Raw genomic sequence first — 21394 nt, 5'->3', positions numbered from 1 at the left:
GCTATAAACCCTATAAAAACATTTTGTCATGAATCTAAAATATTAGTATGAATTTCTCTTTTTATAAATTCTATTAAAAAAAATAATATCAATAACAATAAACCTATAATAATTAAAAATATTATTAATCTTTTTTTTCTTAAAAAAATAAAAAAACTTTTAATAAATCATGTCATTTATTAGACTACTCCTTATTTTCTTACATAATTCTTAAATTTATATTTATAATAGTAAATATTTTTAAATGACATAGTTTATAAATTAATGTTAATTTACTTCATAGTTTTTATTAATTAAAATTTGGTTTTTTTGTAAATAAAATATTATGAAAATTAAATTTTCTTAAATCAGCACTTGAAATTTTAATAAATCTTATATTTTCAATTAAAACCATAATATTTTCTACTAATATAATCCATATCACTTCTAATACCTCTAACTAATTAAAAAAGAACATCTTGTACTTTGTTTTAAAAGAATATGTGTTTAAACCTTTGAATACTAATTTCTTATTTCCCTTTTAAGCGAATCCATACTAATATAATTCTTATATTACCATTAACAATAATTTCTTCAACTAATCCAGTAGTGGCTTTTTTATCTTTTTTAAGATACTATCTTTAGTTTAAAAATAACTAATTCAAAGCCTTCATGACACATATTTTAAATACAAATTATTTATATCAAAATTAACATTAAACATCAATGATTTAACAAAACAGAAACTGAGTATTTGAAAGTTATGAAAAGTTAAACTAACAAATATATAAAATAAATTATTTTTAGTAACAAATATGATTAGCAATTAGTAACACAGCAAGGCAATACAATAAATTAATGAAAGGGAAACTAAAAGCTATGAGCAAAATATTAACATTACTTACTATCAGTAGTACTTGCTCAATAACGAGTGGTAATTTAGCAATTGCTAACGATATTAATTCAAATTTAATGAGTACAATATGGTGCTGATACTAGCCAAAAAATTAATCAAACATGACTTAATCAAAATACTGTTAAGTATAATGCAATAGCACCAGCGCCTTTACTTTATTATGCTGCAAAAGGGAAGTTCCTATCTATTCTTGAAATTGATCAGGAATTCATTTTGAGCAATGTAGTTTAGTACTAATTAATAAAAATATTTTAGATTGAAATGATAGCAAAAGTGATCCACGGGCAGCATTAATTGAATTAAGAACTGACTTAGAAAAAATGTTGCTATTAATTCTCACATGCCAATTGTTTTGATTTTTCACTATAGATATGAAGTTTTAGGTGGTAGTGCCCTTGATGGTGGTTATTCTGAAATGTCAATAAATAAAACTAATAACAACATTACCATTAAACATCATAATGTAAACGAAAATAATGACATTGTTATTAATAGTAAAAAAGTAAGTTTTATTAAACTTACTTTTTTAATTTTTAATATATTAAAGATGATAACTATTTATTATAATTTGGTGCTTCTTTTGTTAATTCAACATCATGAGGATGAGATTCTTTTAAACTGGCATTTGAAATTTTGACAAACTTGGTATTGACAATTAAAGCTTTAATATTTTCGGCACCAACATAACCCATACCACTTCTAATACCACCAACTAATTGAAAAATAACATCTTGGACTTTCCCTTTAAAAGGAACACGTGCTTCAATCCCTTCAGGCACTAATTTTTTATTTCCCTTCTGAAAATAACGATCACCACTACCACGTCTCATTGCTGCTAGTGAACCCATACCAACATAATTTTTATATTTTTTACCATTAACAATAATTTCTTCACCAGGAGATTCTTCGCTTCCTGCTAAAATACTACCCAACATGACACAATTAGCAGCAGCAGCAATTGCTTTAACAATATCACCAGAATATTTAATACCACCATCGGCAATGATGGTAACATTCTTATTTTTTGCTCAATTGTAAACATCATTAATGGCTGTGATCTGTGGTACTCCCACCCCAGCAATTATTCTAGTTGTACAAATACTACCAGGACCAACTCCAACTTTAATACAATTTGCTCCTGCTTCATAAAGCGCTTGTGCACCTGATGCCGTGCAAATATTACCAGCAATAATATCTAACTTAGGATAAATTTTATGAATTTTTTTAACTGTATTTAAAATTTCTAAACTATGACCGTGTGCTGAATCAACAACTAAAATATCAATTTTAGCATTAACTAATGCTTCAACTCTGGTTAAAGTATCTTCACCAATACCAACTGCTGCCCCTACCCTTAATCGCCCTTGCTCATCTTTACATGCATTGGGATAATCAATTGCTTTATCAATATCTTTTGTTGTAATTAAACCAATTAACTTATTATTTGATTTAATAATTGGTAATTTTTCAATTTTATTTTTTAACATAATTTGTTTTGCTTGCTCCAATGTTGTTTTTTGATTACCAACAATTAAATTTTTAGTAGTCATCACATTTTCAACTAATAAAGTATCATTATCAAGATATTTCAAATCACGATTAGTAACAATACCAATTAATTGATTTTCTTTATTAACGACAGGTAATCCCGAAATTCGATAAGTACTCATAATTTGTTTTGCTTCACTAATTAATGTTTTCGCATGAACAGTAATTGGATCATTGATAAAACCTGATTCATTTCTTTTAACTTTTTGTACTTCTAATGCTTGTTCAGTAATTGCTAGATTTTTATGAATGATACCAATGCCACCAATCCTTGCCATGGCAATTGCTAATTCTGATTCAGTAACAGTATCCATTGCTGCCGATAAAATTGGAATATTTAATTCAATGTTATTTGTCAATTTAGTTTTTAATGAAACGTCTTTTGGTAAAACTTCTGAAAACGCTGGAACTAGTAAGACATCATCAAAAGTAATTGCCTCACATATTATTTTTTGATTTAAATCATTATTCATATTTTTTACTCCCATTCTATAGTGCCTGGTGGTTTTGAAGTAATATCATAAACGACACGATTAACAGCACTTACTTTATTAATAATTTCATTAGCAACTTCATCTAAAAAATCTCATGGTAAATGGGAACTTGTTGCTGTCATAAAATCAATGGTACTAACACTTCTTAAACTAACAACATAATCATAAGTACGATTATCACCCATGACACCAACGGTTTTCACTGGCAATAAAGTAGCAAATGCTTGTGATACTTTATGATATAAATTATGTGCTTTTAATTTACTAATAAAGATATCATCAACTTCTTGTAAAATCAAACATTTTTCTTTAGTTACTTCTTCAATAACTCTAACACCCAAACCAGGTCCAGGAAAAGGATGACGATTAATTAATGTTTCAGGTAAACCAAGTTGTAACCCAATTGCTCGTACTTCATCTTTAAATAATGTTTTCAATGGTTCTAATAATTTAAATTGTAAATCATCAGGTAAACCACCAACATTATGATGAGTTTTAATTGTTTTTGAAGTTGCATCTTTGCTTGATGACTCAATAATATCGGGATAAATTGTTCCTTGGGCTAAAAACTTAGCTGTCTTAATTTTTTTTGCTGCTGTAGTAAAAACATCAATAAATTGTTTGCCAATAATTTTTCTTTTTTCTTCAGGATTTTTAACCCCTTTTAGTGCAGCAAAAAATTGTTTACTAGCATCAATCATCACAAGATTAAGGGTAAAATTTTCTTGATAAGTTTTCATAACAGCAATTGCCTCATTTTTACGTAATAATCCAGTATCAACAAAAATGCAAGTTAATTGTTTGCCAATTGCTTTTGCAATAATAGCAGCTGCAACTGATGAATCAAGACCACCACTTAACCCTAAAATAACTTGTTTATTTTGAACTTCATTTTTAATTGCTTCAATTTGATTAGTAATAAAATCATCTAAACCTCAATCTTTTGTACAATTTGCTATTGCAAATAAAAAGTTTGCTATTATTTCTTTACCATATTCTGAATGGGTAACTTCAGCATGAAATTGAATACCATAAATTGGTCTAGTTAAGTGAGCAAATGCTGCCATTGCATTATCAGAGTGAGCTATTTCGATAAAGTTTTTTGGGATTTTAGTAACATGATCAGCATGACTCATTCATACTTCAGATTTATTAACAATATTGGTAAATAATTTATTATCTGGTTGATCAATATATAAAGTTGATTTACCAAATTCTTGTTTATTTGCTAATTCCACTTTTCCCTGAAAATGATTTGTTAATAATTGCATACCATAACAAACACCTAAAATGGCAACTGGTAAATCTAAAATTGCTTCATCAATTTGATAAGCATCTTTTAAATAAACACTTGCTGGTCCACCAGATAAAATAATTGCTTTTAAATTAGGATATTTTTTTATTTTATCACAGCTAACATCAAATGATAAAACTTCAGTATAAACATTTGCTTCTCTTACTCTTCTTGCTAATAATTGCGTATATTGACTGCCAAAATCTAAAATCAATACTTGTGTTTTTATCATATTTTTTCCTCCAAAGATTACTAATAATTAAATCATTTTTAATGAAAAATAAAATAATTTATATTGATAAATATAAAATTTATTCTTAAATTAAGTTGTCACTGATCTTGCTTCAGTTTCATGAATTTTAATGCGTGCTAATTCATCTTCTGGTTCATTAAGTAAATATTTTATTGCTTCTGTTTCAGTCATTGGTACAAATTCTTCATCCAATTGCTGTTGATAAGTTAAATTTGTTGCTCAACGCATTTTTAATTTTGGCCGATAATAAATAAAATATCAAATAATAGCAATTACAATAAACATTCAAAACATTAAAAATTCAATAATAACAGCTATTAATGTTTCGCCTTTTTTATTAATCATGTCATTAATCATACCATAGTTAAAAACAACAAACTGACTAAGTAAAAATAAAGCACAAACAATAAAAACCAGTCACTCTCAAATTTTAAGTTTAATTTGTTGCCGATAACCCATAACACAAGTAGCAATCAACACAAAAATATAAACACAAATTGTAATATTAGTAGAAAATCCAAGGACAGTATTAAAATCAAAAGGTGCATCAATTAAATCAGGAATTATTAACATCATAACACAAGCAATAATAGTAATAATTAAATTAGCAGTACTAGCGCGCAGTGCAATATTTTCTTGATTTAACTTAGCTAATTTTTCAGTAATATATCCTTCTTTAGCTAATGGTTGAATCATACCACCTGAATATAAAGAATTTTGCATGGCACCATTTAATTTTAATGATAATGTAGAAATAACTAAAACAATCATACCAGTAACACCAGCAATTCCAGAAATAACATTATTTGGATTATATTCATTAGTAGCATTAGATCAACCATTATTGCCATTGGTACCATCAAGCGTAATTGCACCAAATACCAATACTGATACGACTAGATAAAAAATAGTTGATAATAACAAAATAAGTAAAATACCTTTACCAAAGTTTCTGGTTGGATTTTTAACATTTTTTCCAATAACAATAAATGTTTCAAAACCAATAAAAAAATAAAAAAAACCACTAAATGCATTATTAATTTTTGGTAACGTTAACTTAATATTCTTTGTTCCTGCTGCAGCTTGTGAAAATGCTAACCCTTTATTAGTTATTACTAAAATAATAGCACAAACAATTAAAAATAAAGCAGAACCTCATTTAATAATACCAGAAATATTAACAAATCAACGAAAGCCTTTCATTCCAAAATACATAAAACTGGCAACAACTCCATAAATAAAATTGCCAATACTATCAATAATCAAACTTGATCATCGTTCGGGAGTTCAATTAAAAATTGATAATTGATCTAAATTAACGCGAAACATCGAAATAATTGTCACAATAATTGTTGAAGGTAAAGTAATATATTGAATAAAACCAATTAATCAGCCTCAAAATCGACCAAAAACACCACGCACATAAACATAAGCACCACCATTAGTATCATGATAAACCCGACTACATTTAGTAAAGGCAAGAGCAGTACCAACAGCAATTAATGCACATAATAAAATAACTCATAACATATGTAAACCAATACCACCATTATTTCAGTAATAAATACCAATTAATGCCATTGGGAATGCAATACCACAAGTATAATTAAAACCAATTCATATTAATTCATGAAGTGTAATTTTTTCATTATTTGCTTGTGATGTTGTTTTTTTTCAAAATTTTAATTTTTTTAAATTAAACATGCAATTAGCAATCCCTTTCAAAAAATAAGTTATTCTTAATATTATAACTGAAAATAATTATTTTTTAGATATATATTAAGTAAATATTTATATAATATTATTAATATTTAACTAATTAATGGTAATCAAATATTACTTTTTTACTATTATATGGTTAAATATAATGCATAGTTTATATTTAACATTTTTTGCTAAAGTATCAACTTTATTAGCAACTTCATCATTAATTTTAAAAGAAATATTAGATAAATCATTGCTAGCTTTTGCCATCTTGATTTGAATAACTAATTTAAGTAATTGAACAATACTTTTACTAATACTTGTATCTTTCATCTTTAATGTCCTAAATATTAATATCTTTAATATTTTGCATATTTATTTTTAAATTTACTGTTTGATTTTCAATATTAAATTATAAATAAAAATTATACAAATTTTTTAATACCGCTATGATTAGCACTAATAATTCTAATACCACCATGATTTTTATGAAAAGCAACTTGCATTTTATCACCAATTAATTTAGTAATAACGCCTTTACCAAAGATTTCATGAACAATGATATCACCAACATTTCAATTGTTAGTTATTACTACTTTATCCTTGCTATCATTTTTATAATAATTAAATTTAGCATGATTACGATTTTGATAAATTGCTGCCATTTCTTGATGTTCATTATTAATGATTTTTAAATATTGAAGATCTAAATCTTTTAAAAAACGCGATGGTTGTTTATCACAATTTAATACATATGAATAACCACCAGCACTAGATAAAAATAATCATTTTTTTGCTCTGGTAATTGAAACATAAAAAAGACGTCGTTCTTCTTCAATTTTTTCTAAATTTTCGTTACCAAATTTACCTAATCCTGGTAAGACACCTTCATTAATACCAACAATAAAAACAACATCAAATTCTAAACCTTTAGCGCTATGAATTGTCATTAAGTTAACACCTTGATTAGTAGTATTCTCATCTAAATCAGTATATAAACTTACTTCTTGTAAAAATGACGTTACTAATTGTTGACCTTGTAATTTTTCACCATGCTCATCATTATTATTACTATCAAATTCAAGGAATTGTGATAATAATTGTTTAATATTTTTGATTCTTTCATCTTCAATATTATCTTCTAATTTTTTTAAATAATTAGTTTTCTGCAATAAACTTTCCACCATATGATGTAAAGAGGTAACTTCTTCAATAGCAATTTGCATTTCATTAATTAATTTAATTAATGGTTGTAAATGTTGGCGATAATTTTTAGGTAATCCATATTGAAATTTAAATAAGTATTCATTTAAAGTTAATGCATGTTCTGTAGCAAGTGATAATAAATGATCAATCGCTTTTGGTCCAATTTTAGGTGTTGCATTTAAAATTCTAATCATTGAGATATTATCATTTCAAGCAATAATTTTTAAATACGCCAAAATATCTTTAATTTCTTTACGTTCAAAAAATTTATAACCACCAAAAATTTTATAATTGATATTATTATTAATTAAGGCTTGTTCTAAATCTTTTGATAAATAATTATTACGGTAAAGAATAGCAATCTTATTAAAATCTAAATGATATTTTAAATGAATTTTTTTAACAGTTCTTGCAACTCAGTGTGCTTCTTGATCACTACTATTAGCATGATAGACAACAACTTCATTACCAAGATCATTTTTAGTAAATAGTTCTTTTTCAATTCGTTGTCTATTGTTTTTAATTAGACTATTAGCTGTATTTAAAATTTTAGCTGTTGAACGATAATTTTGATTTAAAATAAAAGTCTGTGTCTTAGGAAATTGTTTAGTAAAATTCAAAATTAAATTAATATTTGCTCCTCTTCAACTATAAATAGTTTGATCAGGATCACCAACCACAGTGATATTTTTATGATTTTTAACAAGTGATAATAAAATATTATATTGAATATCATTAGTATCTTGAAATTCATCAACCAAAATGAAAGCAAATTGCTTTTCTCATTTTGCTAAAACATGGGGAAACTCTTTAAATAAGCGTTCAACTAATAATAATAAATCATCAAAATCCAAACATGAATTAAGAAGTTGATATTGTTTATATAATTCAAAAACTTTAACACGTAAAATTCATTGATCTTGATTTTGATAATCTGTCAATAGTTCTTCTTGTGAAAGATGTTGATTTTTTCAATTAGCAATATTAGCACTTAGTATTTTTAATTCTTGTGGTTCTGCTTTGTGTGAAAATTCTTTTTGAAAAATATCTTTTAATATTTTTCGTTGGTCTTCTTGGTCAATAATATTAAAATTATTATTAATTTTTAAATGATGAATATCTCTTCTTAATATTTTGGCACATAGTGCGTGGTAGGTAACAATAGTAACATTAATATTACTATCATCTAAAAGTTGAATTACTCGTTCTTTCATTTCACGTGCTGCTTTATTAGTAAAAGTTAATGCTAATATTTTTTCACTAGCAATTTTAATGACATTAATTAAGTAAGCAATCTTATATGTTATAACTCGTGTTTTTCCAACTCCAGCTCCCGCAACAATACGACACGGACCATCAACATTAATAATTGCTTGTAGTTGTTGATCATTTAGATTTGCTAAAAGTTTTGTTTTGTCCATACTATCTATCCTTAATTTAGTAAAATTTCATACTATTAAAGACTATTTATGTTTTCTAATTCGCTATCACTAATATTTCCTGGTTGTGAATATACCAAATGAATATGTGGTTCATTAATATTAATTGCTATTTTTTTCTTATTATGTTTTACAAGTGGTTTTTTGTTAATAACAAAAGTTTGATAATAACGATCAAAAAATAGTTGGTGATATTTATCAATTTTAATCACAATCATAATCCCACAATACCAAGCAAAATCAAAACTAACTACAGAACGAACAAGAATATTTAATCAAGAATTTAAAGTACTATTAGTATTAATACTAACAATATTTTCATTAAAAGTCAATTTCATAAAAAGAATTATTGAAGTAATTAATAATAGCGGAATAAACACTAAAAATAACTCACGATAAAAAAGTTGTTTTAAAGTTAAATCTTTATTATTTTCATTTACTAACTTAATTTGGAAAATTAGTTTTCCTAAGGTTTGACCTTTACCTTTTCATGGTACAATCACAAAATATATAATAGTAATAAGTAAGTTAATAACGAAAACAAGCACTAGCTTTCATCATTCTTGATCATTTTTATTATCTAAATAATATAATAATAAACCTAATATTAGTGGAATTAAACTCACAAAAATCACATCAAAAATACGTGCTATAATACGTTTTCATGTTTTAGCTAACAAATATGTTTCAGTTGTGTCTGGTTCTTTAATATTCATTTTTTTACTCTCAATATTTTGAATCATCTTTAATGTTATTATCTTTAAAATACTTTTTAAAATAAGCACTTAAATCAAGTGCATAAGTAGTAAATTTATCATTTGGATTGATAGTATTGAAATAAGAATTTCTTTTAAAATTTTTAAATTTAAATTCAATAATTTCTTTAACACGATTATATGTTTTTTCAATTAATGCTGGTTTTTTAGAAATACTAATAAACCTTAAAAGTGTATATAAATAATATCTAACAAAAGCATATTCCAATTCTTCATATAAAACTTTTCTAATTTTATAATTATTATAATAATTTAAAATATGGATCCATTGATGCATTAATTCAAAAATATTATCATTTTCTAATGTATTACTTTTAGATTTTATTAATGTTTCATTAATGGCATAATACGTTTTACAATGTGCCAAAAATGAATATAAAAATAAACTATCAAACTGGATTTCTTTACGGAACTGTAAATTATATTCATTAATAATACTAACTTTCATTATTTTTGTCGTTAAAACTGGTGTTGTTAAAGCAAATACCACTTTTCCTTGTGTTGTATTTAAATTATATAAGTTATTTGCTTCAGTTCTAATTGCTGATTGAAAAACATTATTTTTATCAAATTCATAACGAACACAATATTCAATGCAATCTAACTCTTTATTATTATGCAAAATTTTAGTAACTTTTTCAACAAAATCTGGACTAGGGATTTCAGTCGGATTGAGAATGACAACATGGGTGCCAGCAGTATATTTAAGACCAAGATTACGACTAATAGCAATACCTGTTACTTGATAGTTAGTAATAATTTTTAAATTTTGTGGATATAATTTAAAATACTTACTCAATACTTCTAAGTTTTCATTATTGATGCCATCATCAACAACAATAACTTCAAAATTAGATTTTTTATTTACAAAAATCTTTGTTAAAAAAAAATCTAAGGATTTAGATTCAAATGAAGTTGTATATAAAACAAAACTTAGTAGCAAAATAATACATCCTCCCTTTTATTATATAATTATAACACTTCTCTCATAATTTTAAATGCAAGTTTATTAACATTTTTTTATTTCTTTTCTTTACGATCTTTAGTCTTAAGTTTTACAATAGATTTTTCGGCAACTATTGGTTTTTTAATAATTTTAACAGTCATATTTTTATGATCAAAAATAGTCTTGATATTACCTTTGCTAATAACAGTTTTTGCATTATTTGATTCTGTAACATCTAATTTTGCTTTTGTTTTAACAGGTTTTGTTGTTGTCACATCTTTTTTTGTAATTATTTTTGTTGTTTCTTGTTTAACTTTAATATTTTTTTTATCAACTTTTTGTATTGTTTCTGCAAGAAAATTATCGTTTGCTAATGATTTAGTTACTTTTTTAGTAATTTTCTTTTTTTGTCTTTTTAGCATTTCTGCTTTTAATAAGACACGTGTTTTGTTACTTTCAAATTTTTCAAATTTAAAAATAAATGATTTAATAAATTTTTTATATGAATTAACAAAATAGCGAAGTCGTTTCTTACTTTGAGCATGATTATCATATTTCAATAAAATACAAACATAGTTTAATTCATTTCTTGCTTCTGTTGCAAGTAATGAATTAAAAAAACTATGATAATTGTGGCTCAAATTATATGGTTGGCCAGAAACTGGACTTTTATAAGGACTAAAACCTAAATTACCTGTTGTTTTATAATATTTAAAAGCAGCAATTCGCGTTGTCATTTGTCCTTTTGGATGTTCTGGTGACTTAATTTCTGATATTTTAAAAATATTATCAGTATCAAATTCTAAAAAATAACAATATATTTTATGAATAAAATTTCCTGCAGTTCTAAAAGCAATATATAAGTCAACTTTTGCTTCATAATTTAAACCATCAAAAGTACTAACGTATGATTGATAGAAATCATATTTTTTTTCAATAATTTCTCATCCTTGTTTTTTAATGGCAACTTCAATCTCATCAATACAAATATTTGGATTTAAAATAATTTTTTTCATACCTTACGCCCAACTCTCTCTAATATTTTCTAACTTTATTTTATCAAATTATCGATAAAGTATGTGCTAGGAGAATTATTGATCTTATTTTTTCTCATTGGTAGTTTCATTTTTCAATGATAAAGAACGATTAACTATTAATTCAATTTTTTTATTACCAACTTTATTTTTTTCATCTTTGCGATCATATCATCAATTAATTAATAATGATAATGGTACTAAAATAATAATAAATATTAGCAAACAACCAATACTTCATAAAATAGTAGTTGGATTAGGATTAATAAGAATTTCTCTTAATCCTTTTATGGCATAACTAAATGGTAATAAATTATACATTACTTGAAAAAAATTAGGTTCTAATTCAACAGGAAAAGTACCACTTGATGAAGAAAGTTGTAGAATTAACAAAATAATAATTAAAAATCTACCTAAATCATAATTACGAAACATGTGAGCTAATGATTGAATAATTAAATCAAAAACAATAGCTACTAATCACATATATAAAAACATTTGTCAAAAACGATGTCATAAATCACTATTATTAAATAATAATAATAGTGATGTTACTAAAATTGTTGATTGAATTAAACCAAAAATTATCATTCACACTGATTTAGCCAAATAATTTGTTCAAAATTTAGTTTTTGCAATCTCTTTATTTCTAATAAAAGTAAAAGTTAATATTAAAAGTAATAAAATTAATGGGAGCTAATAAAGTGTGTTTTATTCAATAATCATGTTCTAAACTTTTAACGTGACTAATATCATCATTATTAGTTACACTGTTAACATTAATATTAAACTGTTCAGTATGAGGACCTAAACCAGGAACAACAATTGAAAGTATACCATAAATTTCTTTTAACATTGGTTGTAATCGTTGATAACCATGAGGATTACCAGCACTAGCAGCATCTTTTGCTCAATAGTCAAATACTTGATCACTAATAACAACTGGTAAAAATTTACTTAAAATATTATCTTTTAATGCATTTAAAGCAAAATCATTAATTTCACCCAAAATTGGACTAACTTTATATGATGCTTGTAAACTAATTTGTGGATGAACAGTAATTTGATTAATAAGATTTCAAATCTTTTCAGGAGTTTTAATATTCTCAATAACTATTTTCAAGGCTTCACTAAAAAATTGCTTAAAATCCTTAGTAAAATTACTATCAATTATAATTTCAGTTAAAAAAGTTTTATCATTTTGATGTTGATAATAAGTTTTTCAATCATCATAATAATAAACAGTGAATGTTTTTTGTTCATTATTAATTTGTAAATTATTAATTTTAAATTGATAAGCACCACTGCGATTAGGTTTTTCATTATCTAAATTTAAATTATGACGGTTAATAATCCGATTAGTTCCCACTGCTGAACTATCATTGTTAACTAAAGCAATTGGTAAATGATTAATATTTCCTAATGGATTAAAAAAAGCTCATAATGCAATAAAAGCATATAAAAAGGGAATAAAACATAAGGAAATGCTTTTCATAATTGTTTTTTTATTTTTATAAATATGATTTTTTCCTACTGCTTTAAAAACCGTTTTAAATTCTTGATTAGCAATTTTAATTTTATTCCAAAATTTTAACACTATATTACTCCTTAATGGATTATCTTCAATAAATTTAGTTATAATAATATTATAAATACATTTGCCAAAAAGGGAGAAAAAAATATTATGTTACAATTAACAATTAAAGGTAAACCTCTTCATATTAAAAATGAAATAATCAAAGTTGGTGATAGTCTATCATTTTCTGCAGTTGACAAAGCAATGAATATTATTAATTTAAAACAATTTACTAATAAGTTTAAAATTATTTCCAGTGTACCTAGCATTGATACTAAAACTTGTGCTTTACAAACCATTCATTTTAATAAAGCAGCAGCTAAATTAAAAGATTTAGTTATTATTACTATCTCTAAAGACTTACCATTCGCTCAAAGTCGCTTTTGTAAAAAATTAAAAAATAATAGTAATTTTTATATTTGAAGTGATTATCGTAACAATGAAAATAATTTTAGTAATACTACTAATTTAGTAATTGATGAAATCCAATTATTAGCACGGGCTGTTATCATTGCTGATAAAAATAATAAAGTTATATATATCCAAGTTATTAAAGAAATAACCGCCGAGCCAAACTATGATGAGGTTTTACAATTTCTTAAAACTTTAAAATAAAAAAATAATTAGCTAATATTTAATCGTAAATATTAGCTAACTTTATTTTAAAAATTACATTTTAATTGTCATAATAGTAGTTATTGAAAAAACTTAACTATTTATTTTTAAAGTAAATTACATTTTAATGAAATATTTTTTGTTTTACTTTTTGTCAATTTTTCTGTTTCTTTATTAGTTTCATTATTAATTTCTAATAAATCTTTTTTAAAACTTACTTTATCTTTTTCATTTTTTCTTTCATTAATTTCTGCAACTTGTATTTGACGAGATCTATTTAATATGTTTTCAAGATCTTGTTTCTCTTTGTTATCCATATTCTTTCCTTTCTAAACTAGACAACTAGTCTTTTCATACTTTTAACTGGTGATTTCTTTTTGATATCTTTTTCACTTTCAAGATTATCATTTTTTTCAGAATTTTCAAATAAATTTTGAATATCTTTCAAATTTTGTTCTAATATTTGTTCTTCTTGAAATGATGTTCATAATGCTTTTGGTTGGTAAAAAAAACCATCACACATAATTTTTTTATTTTTTTCTGTTTCACCAAAAATTTCTTTTATTTTTGCTATATTTTCAAGTGTTAAACTTCTTGAAAATGTTGCTTTTTCATTTCAATTTTGATTTCATTCATTAATTTTTTGTGAATAATCTCTTGTAAATTCTTGTTTTTGCACTTCTTGTTTATTTTTTTCAAATTTTTCACTTAATTCAGTTTCGATAGTTGCAAAACTTTTTATTTTATTTTTATTTCATATTTTTTGAAAACCATTTAATAATCATTCTTGTTTTGCTTGTAACGTTGTTGTTAAAAATAAATCGTTTTGAAATTTCTTTTCTAACATTATTTTTTTGTTCTGCTAATTTATTTTCTAAATTTATTTCACTTTTTGCTTTTCATTTGGGAAAAAGTCATTTTTTTAATCTTGTGCGATATCTATTAAAGCCAGCAACCACACAACCTGTTATTAAACCAGCAGTAACAAATGGTAATCAGGTCATAACTGAAGCTGATACTACTCCAACCAATAACGGGGCTATTAATAAATTACCAATCACTGGAATAGCAGCTCAAGCAACAACAAACACTACTAAACCAAGTATTTTTCATGGTAGACGCTTTCATCAAATTTTTTTGCTTGGTTTTTGTTGATTGAATTCATTTTTTTCTTGATTAATATTTTCGATAAATTGTAAAAATGGTGTTTTAATAATTGTTGTACTATTATCTTCTTTTGATCTAAGAATTTTTTCATTATTTTTTAATTCATCAGTAAATTGTTGATAAGTCAAATCTCTAATTTGCTCAACGACTTCATTATTATTTTCCAAATAAATAATTTGTTCTCAAATTCTTTCTCTTTGATCATCGTGAATTCTCATTAATAAAACCGGTTTTCCATTAATTTGGATTACTTCATCATAAATAAAATATTCTTGATTATTTTCTTCAATAATTGTTTTAAATTGAAAATATTTGTTATCCTTATCTTTAATTACTTCATTTTCTTCACCTTTAAAAATAAAAGTAGTACCATTGTGTAAATTTTCTTTATTAATTATGAATTTTTTAGAAAGCTCATATTCATCTTCAGCATTTAATTCCTCATTAATAATAGGGGTTAGTGATAAACTCATTTTTATTTCTCCTCTGTTGACTAAAAAAATCCATTTACTTTTAAAATAAAGCATTGGATTTAATATTACTATATAAATTTGATAATTTTATTATATGCTTTTTTTATTTAAAATCAAGTTTAAATCTAATACTATCTTGTTTTTTTACAACTTTTATTTACTAAAAGTAATATCTTAAAAAAACTAATTTAAACTTATTAATTGTTACAATAATATCCTTAAAATCTAAAAATATGTTATACTAATTTCATAGTAATAAACTAAATGAACAAAACCATTAGGTTCGACTTATGCTATTTTAGATAAGTAGAGCCTAATTATCTTTTAAAAGGAAGTGAAAACAATATGGCAGATCAACCACAACAACCACAAGTTACCCCCGAAATGTTAAAAAAATTACAAGGCGAAAAAGAAGAAAAAACAAAAGCAAAACCTGCTCTTAGTGGTATTGGTAATAGAAATTTAATTGTAAAATTTGGAAAAGATTTCGCTTATCTTACTTTTTTTCCATATTTATGAATAAAAGAATTTTTTAGTTGACTATTTGCTAAGAAACAAGCAAAAGAAAACCAAGTAGTTAATATTAATAAAGTTGATAATCCTAATCATGAGGTAAACAATGATGCCATTAACAATAAAACAGGAGAAATTAATTTACAAGAAATAGAACCATCAACTTTAAATATTTCATCAGAAGAAACAATATCTGCAGCAACAAATTCTAGTAATAATATTAATCAACCCTTAATAAATAATAGATGAACTGAAAATATGGCAAATCATTGTGCTCATCATGAACCACCAGTAGTAACAACTGCTAATAATAATGGTTTAAAACCTTAGTATTATTTAAAATACTTATTAGTTCGTTCCAAGTCAATAAGATTATCAATATCTCAATGTGAGTTAAACGCTAAAACATAAGGTTTTAATTGATAATTATATTTAATACTACTATTAATTAAATATTTACTAACCATTGTTGTTTGTAATACCAGTTCTTGTTGAGGATTTATTAAATCTTTACCAAGAACTTTTGCTCATTGTTTAGTAATATAAGTTCATTCGCCAGCTAATAAACTAGCACTATCTTTACTTTTAACAATATCAATAATATTGCCATCATTGTTGAGTTGATAACTTCAATCCTCTTTGTTATTATTATGTTCACGACTAATAGCAGCCATCATATTTGTTGTAAACTTAGTTAAAAAATTATTTTTGGTACTAATCATATCACCAGAAATAATAAAAATATCAGCTTCACCATTAAAATATGATGATACTAATATTAAAGCATAACCACTATTATAATCAAGAAAGTGTTCATTATTGATTAAGGTTAAGTTAGGATATTTATTTGCAAGAAAATTAAAATCATCTTTTAAATAACCAGTAATAACAATAATTTTTTGTAAATCTGGTACTATAAGTAATTGCTTAATTATATATTCAATTAATGTTAAACCTTTAAATTTAATTAATGACTTATGAACGGTATTAGAAATTGGTTGTAATCTACTAGCAACTCCTGCTGCAAAAATAATAGCAACTTTCATAATTTCCCCTTTACTTAATAACAAAATTAACAATTTTATTTGCTACATAAATTGTATTAATAATTGTTTTATTTTGTAATCAGTGTTTTACTTTTTCTTCATTATTAACTAATGTTAAAAGTGCTTGTTTATTTAAGTTTTCTTTTACTATTAAAGTCATTTTTGTTTTACCATTAATTTGAATAGCAATGGTAACTGCCTTACTAACTAAAAATTTCTCATCATAACTTGGAAAATGACATTTATTGATACTTTCTTTATTACCAAGTTGAAATCATAGTTCTTCAGCAATATGAGGTGCAAATGGATTTAGTAATTTTAAAAAATTAATTAAATAATCTTGATAAATAGTTGGCGCTTTATAGCATGCATTAATAAAAATCATCAGTTGAGCAATAGCAGTATTAAAATTTAAATCATTAATATCATTCGTTACTTTTTTTACAGTTTGATGATAAATTGTATCTAATGATTTATCATTATTAGTAATAATTTTTGCTTTGTAATCATCACTAGTAATAAGTCGATAAACACGCATTAAAAATTTATGACAACCAACTAAACCACTAGTTAATCATGGTAAAGATGATGTTAATGGGCCTATAAACATTTCATATATGCGCAAAGTATCAGCACCATATTCTTTAATAATATCATCAGGATTAATAATATTACCACGTGATTTAGACATTTTCTCATTATTTTCACCAAGAATCATCCCTTGGTTTACTAATTTTAAAAATGGTTCTTTAACATTAACTAACTTTAAATCATATAGTACTAAATGTCAGAAGCGAGCATACAATAAATGTAAAACAGCATGCTCTTGACCACCAATATATAAATCAACTGGTAATCAATACTTAAATCGCTTGTGCGCAGTAATACTATTAAAATCACAATAAGTACCATCATCATTTTTTAAAATATATGCTAAATAATATCAACAACTACCTGCTCATTGTGGCATAGTGTTAATTTCTCTAGTACCTTTGATGCCATCTTTTCTTATTACTTGTAACCATGACTTTGGCGCATTAGCTAAAGGAGCAGTACCATCATTGGATGGTTTAATGTTAGTCATTTTTGGTAATAATACTGGTAATTGTTGTTCATCTACTGTTGAGATAGTACCATCTGTTCAATAAATAATGGGAAATGGTTCGCCTCAATAACGTTGTCGCGAAAAAAGTCAATCTCGTAGTTTATAAGCAGTATGTAATTTTCCTTGCTTTAAAGCTACTAGTTTTTTAACAACTAAACTAGTAGCAGTTTTTAAGTCTTTACCATTAATAAAATCAGAATTAATATAGTCACCACTACCTAAAAATGGTTCGTTTTTATTATTAGTTTTCATAATAAAATTGATTGGTAATTTTTTATTTTTAGCAAAAATAAAATCACGATTATCATGAGCAGGAACACCCATAACTGCTCCTGTTCCATAATGACTTAAAACATAATCACCAACTCAAATTGCTAATCTAGTTTTAGTAAAAGGGTGAATAGCATAACTACCAGTAAAAACTCCAGTTTTTAAAGTAGCTTCTCCTTGACGCATTACATCTGTTTTTGTTTTAGCAGCTAAACAATATTGACTAACTGTTTGTCAATAGTCACTAGTTGTTAAATCAGGAATTAATGGATGTTCAGGAGCAAACACTAAAAATGAAACACCAAAAATAGTATCAACTCTTGATGTAAAAATTGAAATTCGACAATTATTATTTTCTACCATAAAATCAACTAATACCCCGACACTTTTCCCAATTCAATTACGTTGTAATTCTTTAACACTATGTGGTCAATCTAAATCATCTAATCCTTGTAATAATTGTTCAGCATATTTAGTAATTTTTAAAACTCACTGACGCATTGGTTTTTTAATGACTGGAAAATTACCACGTTCAGAAACCATATGGCCATTAACATTTATTATTTCTTCATTAGCTAATACCGTACCTAACTGTTCACAAAAATTAACTTCTACATCTTTAATTTCAGCTAATCCTTGTTCGTAAAGCTTAATAAAAATTCATTGTGTTCATTTATAATATTGTGGATCAGTGGTATTCACTTCTTTATCATAATCAAAACTTAAGCCAATACTTTGCAATTGTCTACGAAAATTATTAATGTTTTCTTTAGTAAAAGTTTCTGGATTATTACCTGTATTTAAGGCATATTGTTCGGCGGGTAGTCCAAAAGCATCTCAACCAATTGGATGTAAAACATTAAAACCATTCATTCTTTTTACTCGTGAAATAACATCAGTAGCGCAATAACCTTTCGGATGACCAACATGTAAGCCAGAACCTGAAGGATAAGGAAACATATCAAGAATATATGATTTTGGTTTTTTCGTATCATCAATATTAGTTTTAAAAATTTGATGCTTTAATCAATAATGTTGTCATTTTTTTTCTATTTGTTGGTGATTATAACTCATAGTTTTCTCCTTTAATATGATCAGGTAAAACAATCATAAAACCATAATATCATAATCATTTAACAAGTTGCAATGTTTACTTAGTAAAGCTTATTTTTTAACTAAATTTTAAACTATTAAAAGATTCACTATAATTTTGTGTTATCCAAAATTAATAAAATCATAATAATGATAGTAAACTTTAAAATAATAGCAAAAAAAATGAAATCTTTAGTAATACTGTTGCTCTCATTTTCTTGTAAAATATTATTTATTTTATTTACATAATTATATGAAATAAAATACAAATAATTAGGGTAATCACTGATAAAATTAAAAATATAATACCACAAACTAACATTTTATGTTTTTTAGCAGCAATCTTAGCATTAATTTGAATTTGTTCAGATAAATATGTTTCTTGACTTTCTGAAATTATTTTCTTAATAATACTAGGTTTCATTTTTTGTAATTCTTGATAATAGAAACTAGAATCTTTTGTTTTATTTTTATTAATTTTTTTAGGCTTATTTCTTGGCAAAATTGAACTAATAAAAATAAGTAATGCTAAAAATAAAAAAAATACATATACAAATATAAAAAATAATCAAAAACACGTAACAATTTTTAGTGATGAATTTTGAATATCTTCAATTACTGGTATCCATTTAAAAGAAATTCCTAAAAGGGCACCACTAAAAGCTAATAATATACTAGCTTTTATATCAAATTTTTCTATTTGTTTTTTAATGTCATTTAGTAAATAAATCTCATTATTATTCATGCTAAAACATTCCTTTTTATTAATTTAGGAGACAACAAAATGAAATTAATGATAAATTGTAAATTAATCCAATTACATTAAATCTTAGGTAAATCTTTTTTTCCATTTCTATATTTGATTTTTATTTTGCAAACAGTGATACGTTGTGTGATATTAATAAAGATCTTTTAAAAAGTTTTGATTTTGTTAAATAAAAGTGATAGTTCTTTCAAAAATAAAATTGTTAGAAATAATTTACTTGTTTGCTTTTTTCTAAAAATTACTTTTGACTTTCACAAATATTAGATTTAATTTTTAAAATATATCAAAAAAAAGTAAGAATTTAATACTAAGATTACATGTAATATGAAAATAAGTTTGATACTCATATCAATATTGTAATGTAATTATTAAATTATTTTAATTATCTTTTTTTTGATATATTGCTTATTTTTAAATATTAATAATCTCTTAGTTATTAATTTAAGGTATTAAAATTAATAATAACGCTAAGTTTATTTAATATATAACTCCATATATAGTATAATCTTTTTATATTTAACTATCAATATTTAATTAGTATTAATATTTGTAATTATCTTAATATTATAACTTATATTGATATATTTAAAATTACTTATGCTTAATAAACACTAATTATATTTTATTTTTTTACTTATTCATAACATTAAATAATATTCTTATTTTAATCATTTTAAAATTAACATTTATTGTTATTTGAATTTATATCCTAATTTTAAAACTATTATTGACAATTTAATTAAAACTTTTTGTAGTTATATAAAATAATTTTTATTATAAATAAAAATACTTTTAATTTTAAATTAAAAGTAATATCAAAATTTTTCTTTAATTAATTTTCAAAACATATTGACAAATTTATTATTATCGTCAAAAATAAACTAAATGAGTTGCTGGTTTTTTGCAAAAACAAATGCCAGTAGTAGTTGTTCCTTTTAATTTAGCATATGCTTGAAAATGATCAGATCAACCAGTAGCAACGGTATGTTGTGCATGTTTTCCTAATTCAATTGCTGCTAACACAACTTTTTTCGCAGCTAATGCTTTATTCATTAAAACAAGATTGCCATCCATAATAACGATGTCTTCCTTGATTATTTCATTATTTTTCACTATTATCATCCTTTCTATTATCATTAATATTATAATTTATTTTAAAAAACAGATAATAGATTACTTTCA

Annotated in this window: 19 protein-coding genes; 2 read left to right on the top strand and 17 right to left on the bottom strand. The window is 24.4% G+C overall.

The genetic code is table 4. The annotated features are described in order from the left end of the window. Positions 1-1449 precede the first annotated feature (1449 nt). The 10 genes from guaB to ACQH25_RS03095 form a co-directional block, all read right to left on the bottom strand. Positions 1450-2916 carry an IMP dehydrogenase gene (gene guaB / locus ACQH25_RS03140; protein WP_425381779.1) on the bottom strand — a complete coding sequence of 489 codons (1467 nt, stop codon included), beginning with the start codon at positions 2914-2916 and terminating at the stop codon, positions 1450-1452. Between the two features lie 5 nt (positions 2917-2921). Then, positions 2922-4463, bottom strand: coding sequence for a glutamine-hydrolyzing GMP synthase (gene guaA / locus ACQH25_RS03135; RefSeq protein ID WP_425381778.1), 1542 nt, complete (start codon positions 4461-4463; stop codon positions 2922-2924). A gap of 90 nt (positions 4464-4553) precedes the next feature. Next, positions 4554-6188: an APC family permease gene (locus ACQH25_RS03130; protein ID WP_425381777.1), complete on the bottom strand. Its 1635-nt coding sequence runs from the start codon at positions 6186-6188 to the stop codon at positions 4554-4556. Positions 6189-6320: 132 nt separating this feature from the next. Further along, entirely contained in the window at positions 6321-6521 is a 201-nt protein-coding gene (locus ACQH25_RS03125; protein WP_425381776.1) for a hypothetical protein, read from the bottom strand. Positions 6522-6613: 92 nt separating this feature from the next. Next, positions 6614-8815 (bottom strand): ATP-dependent helicase, encoded by a 2202-nt coding sequence (locus ACQH25_RS03120; RefSeq protein ID WP_425381775.1) that lies wholly within the window; start codon positions 8813-8815, stop codon positions 6614-6616. Between the two features lie 35 nt (positions 8816-8850). Further along, complete coding sequence (locus ACQH25_RS03115) at positions 8851-9549, bottom strand: RDD family protein (RefSeq protein ID WP_425381774.1); 699 nt, start codon at positions 9547-9549, stop codon at positions 8851-8853. Positions 9550-9553: 4 nt separating this feature from the next. Then, complete coding sequence (locus ACQH25_RS03110) at positions 9554-10552, bottom strand: glycosyltransferase (protein WP_425381773.1); 999 nt, start codon at positions 10550-10552, stop codon at positions 9554-9556. 77 nt (positions 10553-10629) lie between these two features. After that, a complete protein-coding gene (locus tag ACQH25_RS03105) occupies positions 10630-11571 on the bottom strand; it encodes a hypothetical protein (RefSeq protein WP_425381772.1) in 942 nt (313 codons plus the stop codon). Positions 11572-11655: 84 nt separating this feature from the next. Beyond that, entirely contained in the window at positions 11656-12198 is a 543-nt protein-coding gene (locus ACQH25_RS03100) for an ABC transporter permease (RefSeq protein WP_425381771.1), read from the bottom strand. A 40-nt stretch (positions 12199-12238) separates the two neighbouring features. Then, positions 12239-13186 carry a hypothetical protein gene (locus tag ACQH25_RS03095; RefSeq protein WP_425381770.1) on the bottom strand — a complete coding sequence of 316 codons (948 nt, stop codon included), beginning with the start codon at positions 13184-13186 and terminating at the stop codon, positions 12239-12241. 87 nt (positions 13187-13273) lie between these two features. Between ACQH25_RS03095 and tpx the strand changes: the two genes are divergently transcribed. After that, positions 13274-13780 (top strand): thiol peroxidase, encoded by a 507-nt coding sequence (gene tpx / locus ACQH25_RS03090; protein WP_425381769.1) that lies wholly within the window; start codon positions 13274-13276, stop codon positions 13778-13780. 107 nt (positions 13781-13887) lie between these two features. Here the strand turns inward: tpx and ACQH25_RS03085 are convergent, their stop codons facing one another. From ACQH25_RS03085 to ACQH25_RS03075, 3 genes are read right to left on the bottom strand one after another with little or no spacing between them, the layout of a single operon-like run. Further along, the gene (locus ACQH25_RS03085; RefSeq protein ID WP_425381768.1) at positions 13888-14097 is read right to left on the bottom strand and encodes a hypothetical protein; all 210 of its coding nucleotides are present in this window, start codon (positions 14095-14097) and stop codon (positions 13888-13890) included. Positions 14098-14114: 17 nt separating this feature from the next. Next, positions 14115-14627 (bottom strand): hypothetical protein, encoded by a 513-nt coding sequence (locus ACQH25_RS03080; RefSeq protein WP_425381767.1) that lies wholly within the window; start codon positions 14625-14627, stop codon positions 14115-14117. Beyond that, positions 14530-15420 (bottom strand): hypothetical protein, encoded by an 891-nt coding sequence (locus ACQH25_RS03075; RefSeq protein ID WP_425381766.1) that lies wholly within the window; start codon positions 15418-15420, stop codon positions 14530-14532. The genes ACQH25_RS03080 and ACQH25_RS03075 overlap by 98 nt, the downstream gene beginning before the upstream one ends. 345 nt (positions 15421-15765) lie before the next feature. On the opposite strand from ACQH25_RS03075, the gene ACQH25_RS03070 reads away from it, so the two are divergent. After that, positions 15766-16263 carry a hypothetical protein gene (locus ACQH25_RS03070; RefSeq protein WP_425381765.1) on the top strand — a complete coding sequence of 166 codons (498 nt, stop codon included), beginning with the start codon at positions 15766-15768 and terminating at the stop codon, positions 16261-16263. A 2-nt stretch (positions 16264-16265) separates the two neighbouring features. Here the strand turns inward: ACQH25_RS03070 and ACQH25_RS03065 are convergent, their stop codons facing one another. From ACQH25_RS03065 to ACQH25_RS03050, 4 genes are all read right to left on the bottom strand, one after another. Beyond that, a complete protein-coding gene (locus ACQH25_RS03065; protein ID WP_425381764.1) occupies positions 16266-16979 on the bottom strand; it encodes a sugar phosphate nucleotidyltransferase in 714 nt (237 codons plus the stop codon). A gap of 10 nt (positions 16980-16989) precedes the next feature. Then, a complete protein-coding gene (gene leuS, locus ACQH25_RS03060; protein ID WP_425381763.1) occupies positions 16990-19428 on the bottom strand; it encodes a leucine--tRNA ligase in 2439 nt (812 codons plus the stop codon). A gap of 259 nt (positions 19429-19687) precedes the next feature. Next, positions 19688-20191 (bottom strand): Pycsar system effector family protein, encoded by a 504-nt coding sequence (locus ACQH25_RS03055; RefSeq protein ID WP_425381762.1) that lies wholly within the window; start codon positions 20189-20191, stop codon positions 19688-19690. Positions 20192-21076: 885 nt separating this feature from the next. Next, positions 21077-21325 carry a hypothetical protein gene (locus tag ACQH25_RS03050; protein WP_425381761.1) on the bottom strand — a complete coding sequence of 83 codons (249 nt, stop codon included), beginning with the start codon at positions 21323-21325 and terminating at the stop codon, positions 21077-21079. Positions 21326-21394 lie beyond the last annotated feature (69 nt).

It is taken from the genome of Spiroplasma endosymbiont of Polydrusus pterygomalis (assembly GCF_964030825.1).
Taxonomy (GTDB): Bacteria; Bacillota_I; Bacilli_A; order Mycoplasmatales; family VBWQ01; genus Spiroplasma_E.
Note: the sequence above shows the minus strand (reverse complement) of the source record. Positions and strands in the feature narration are given on the sequence as shown.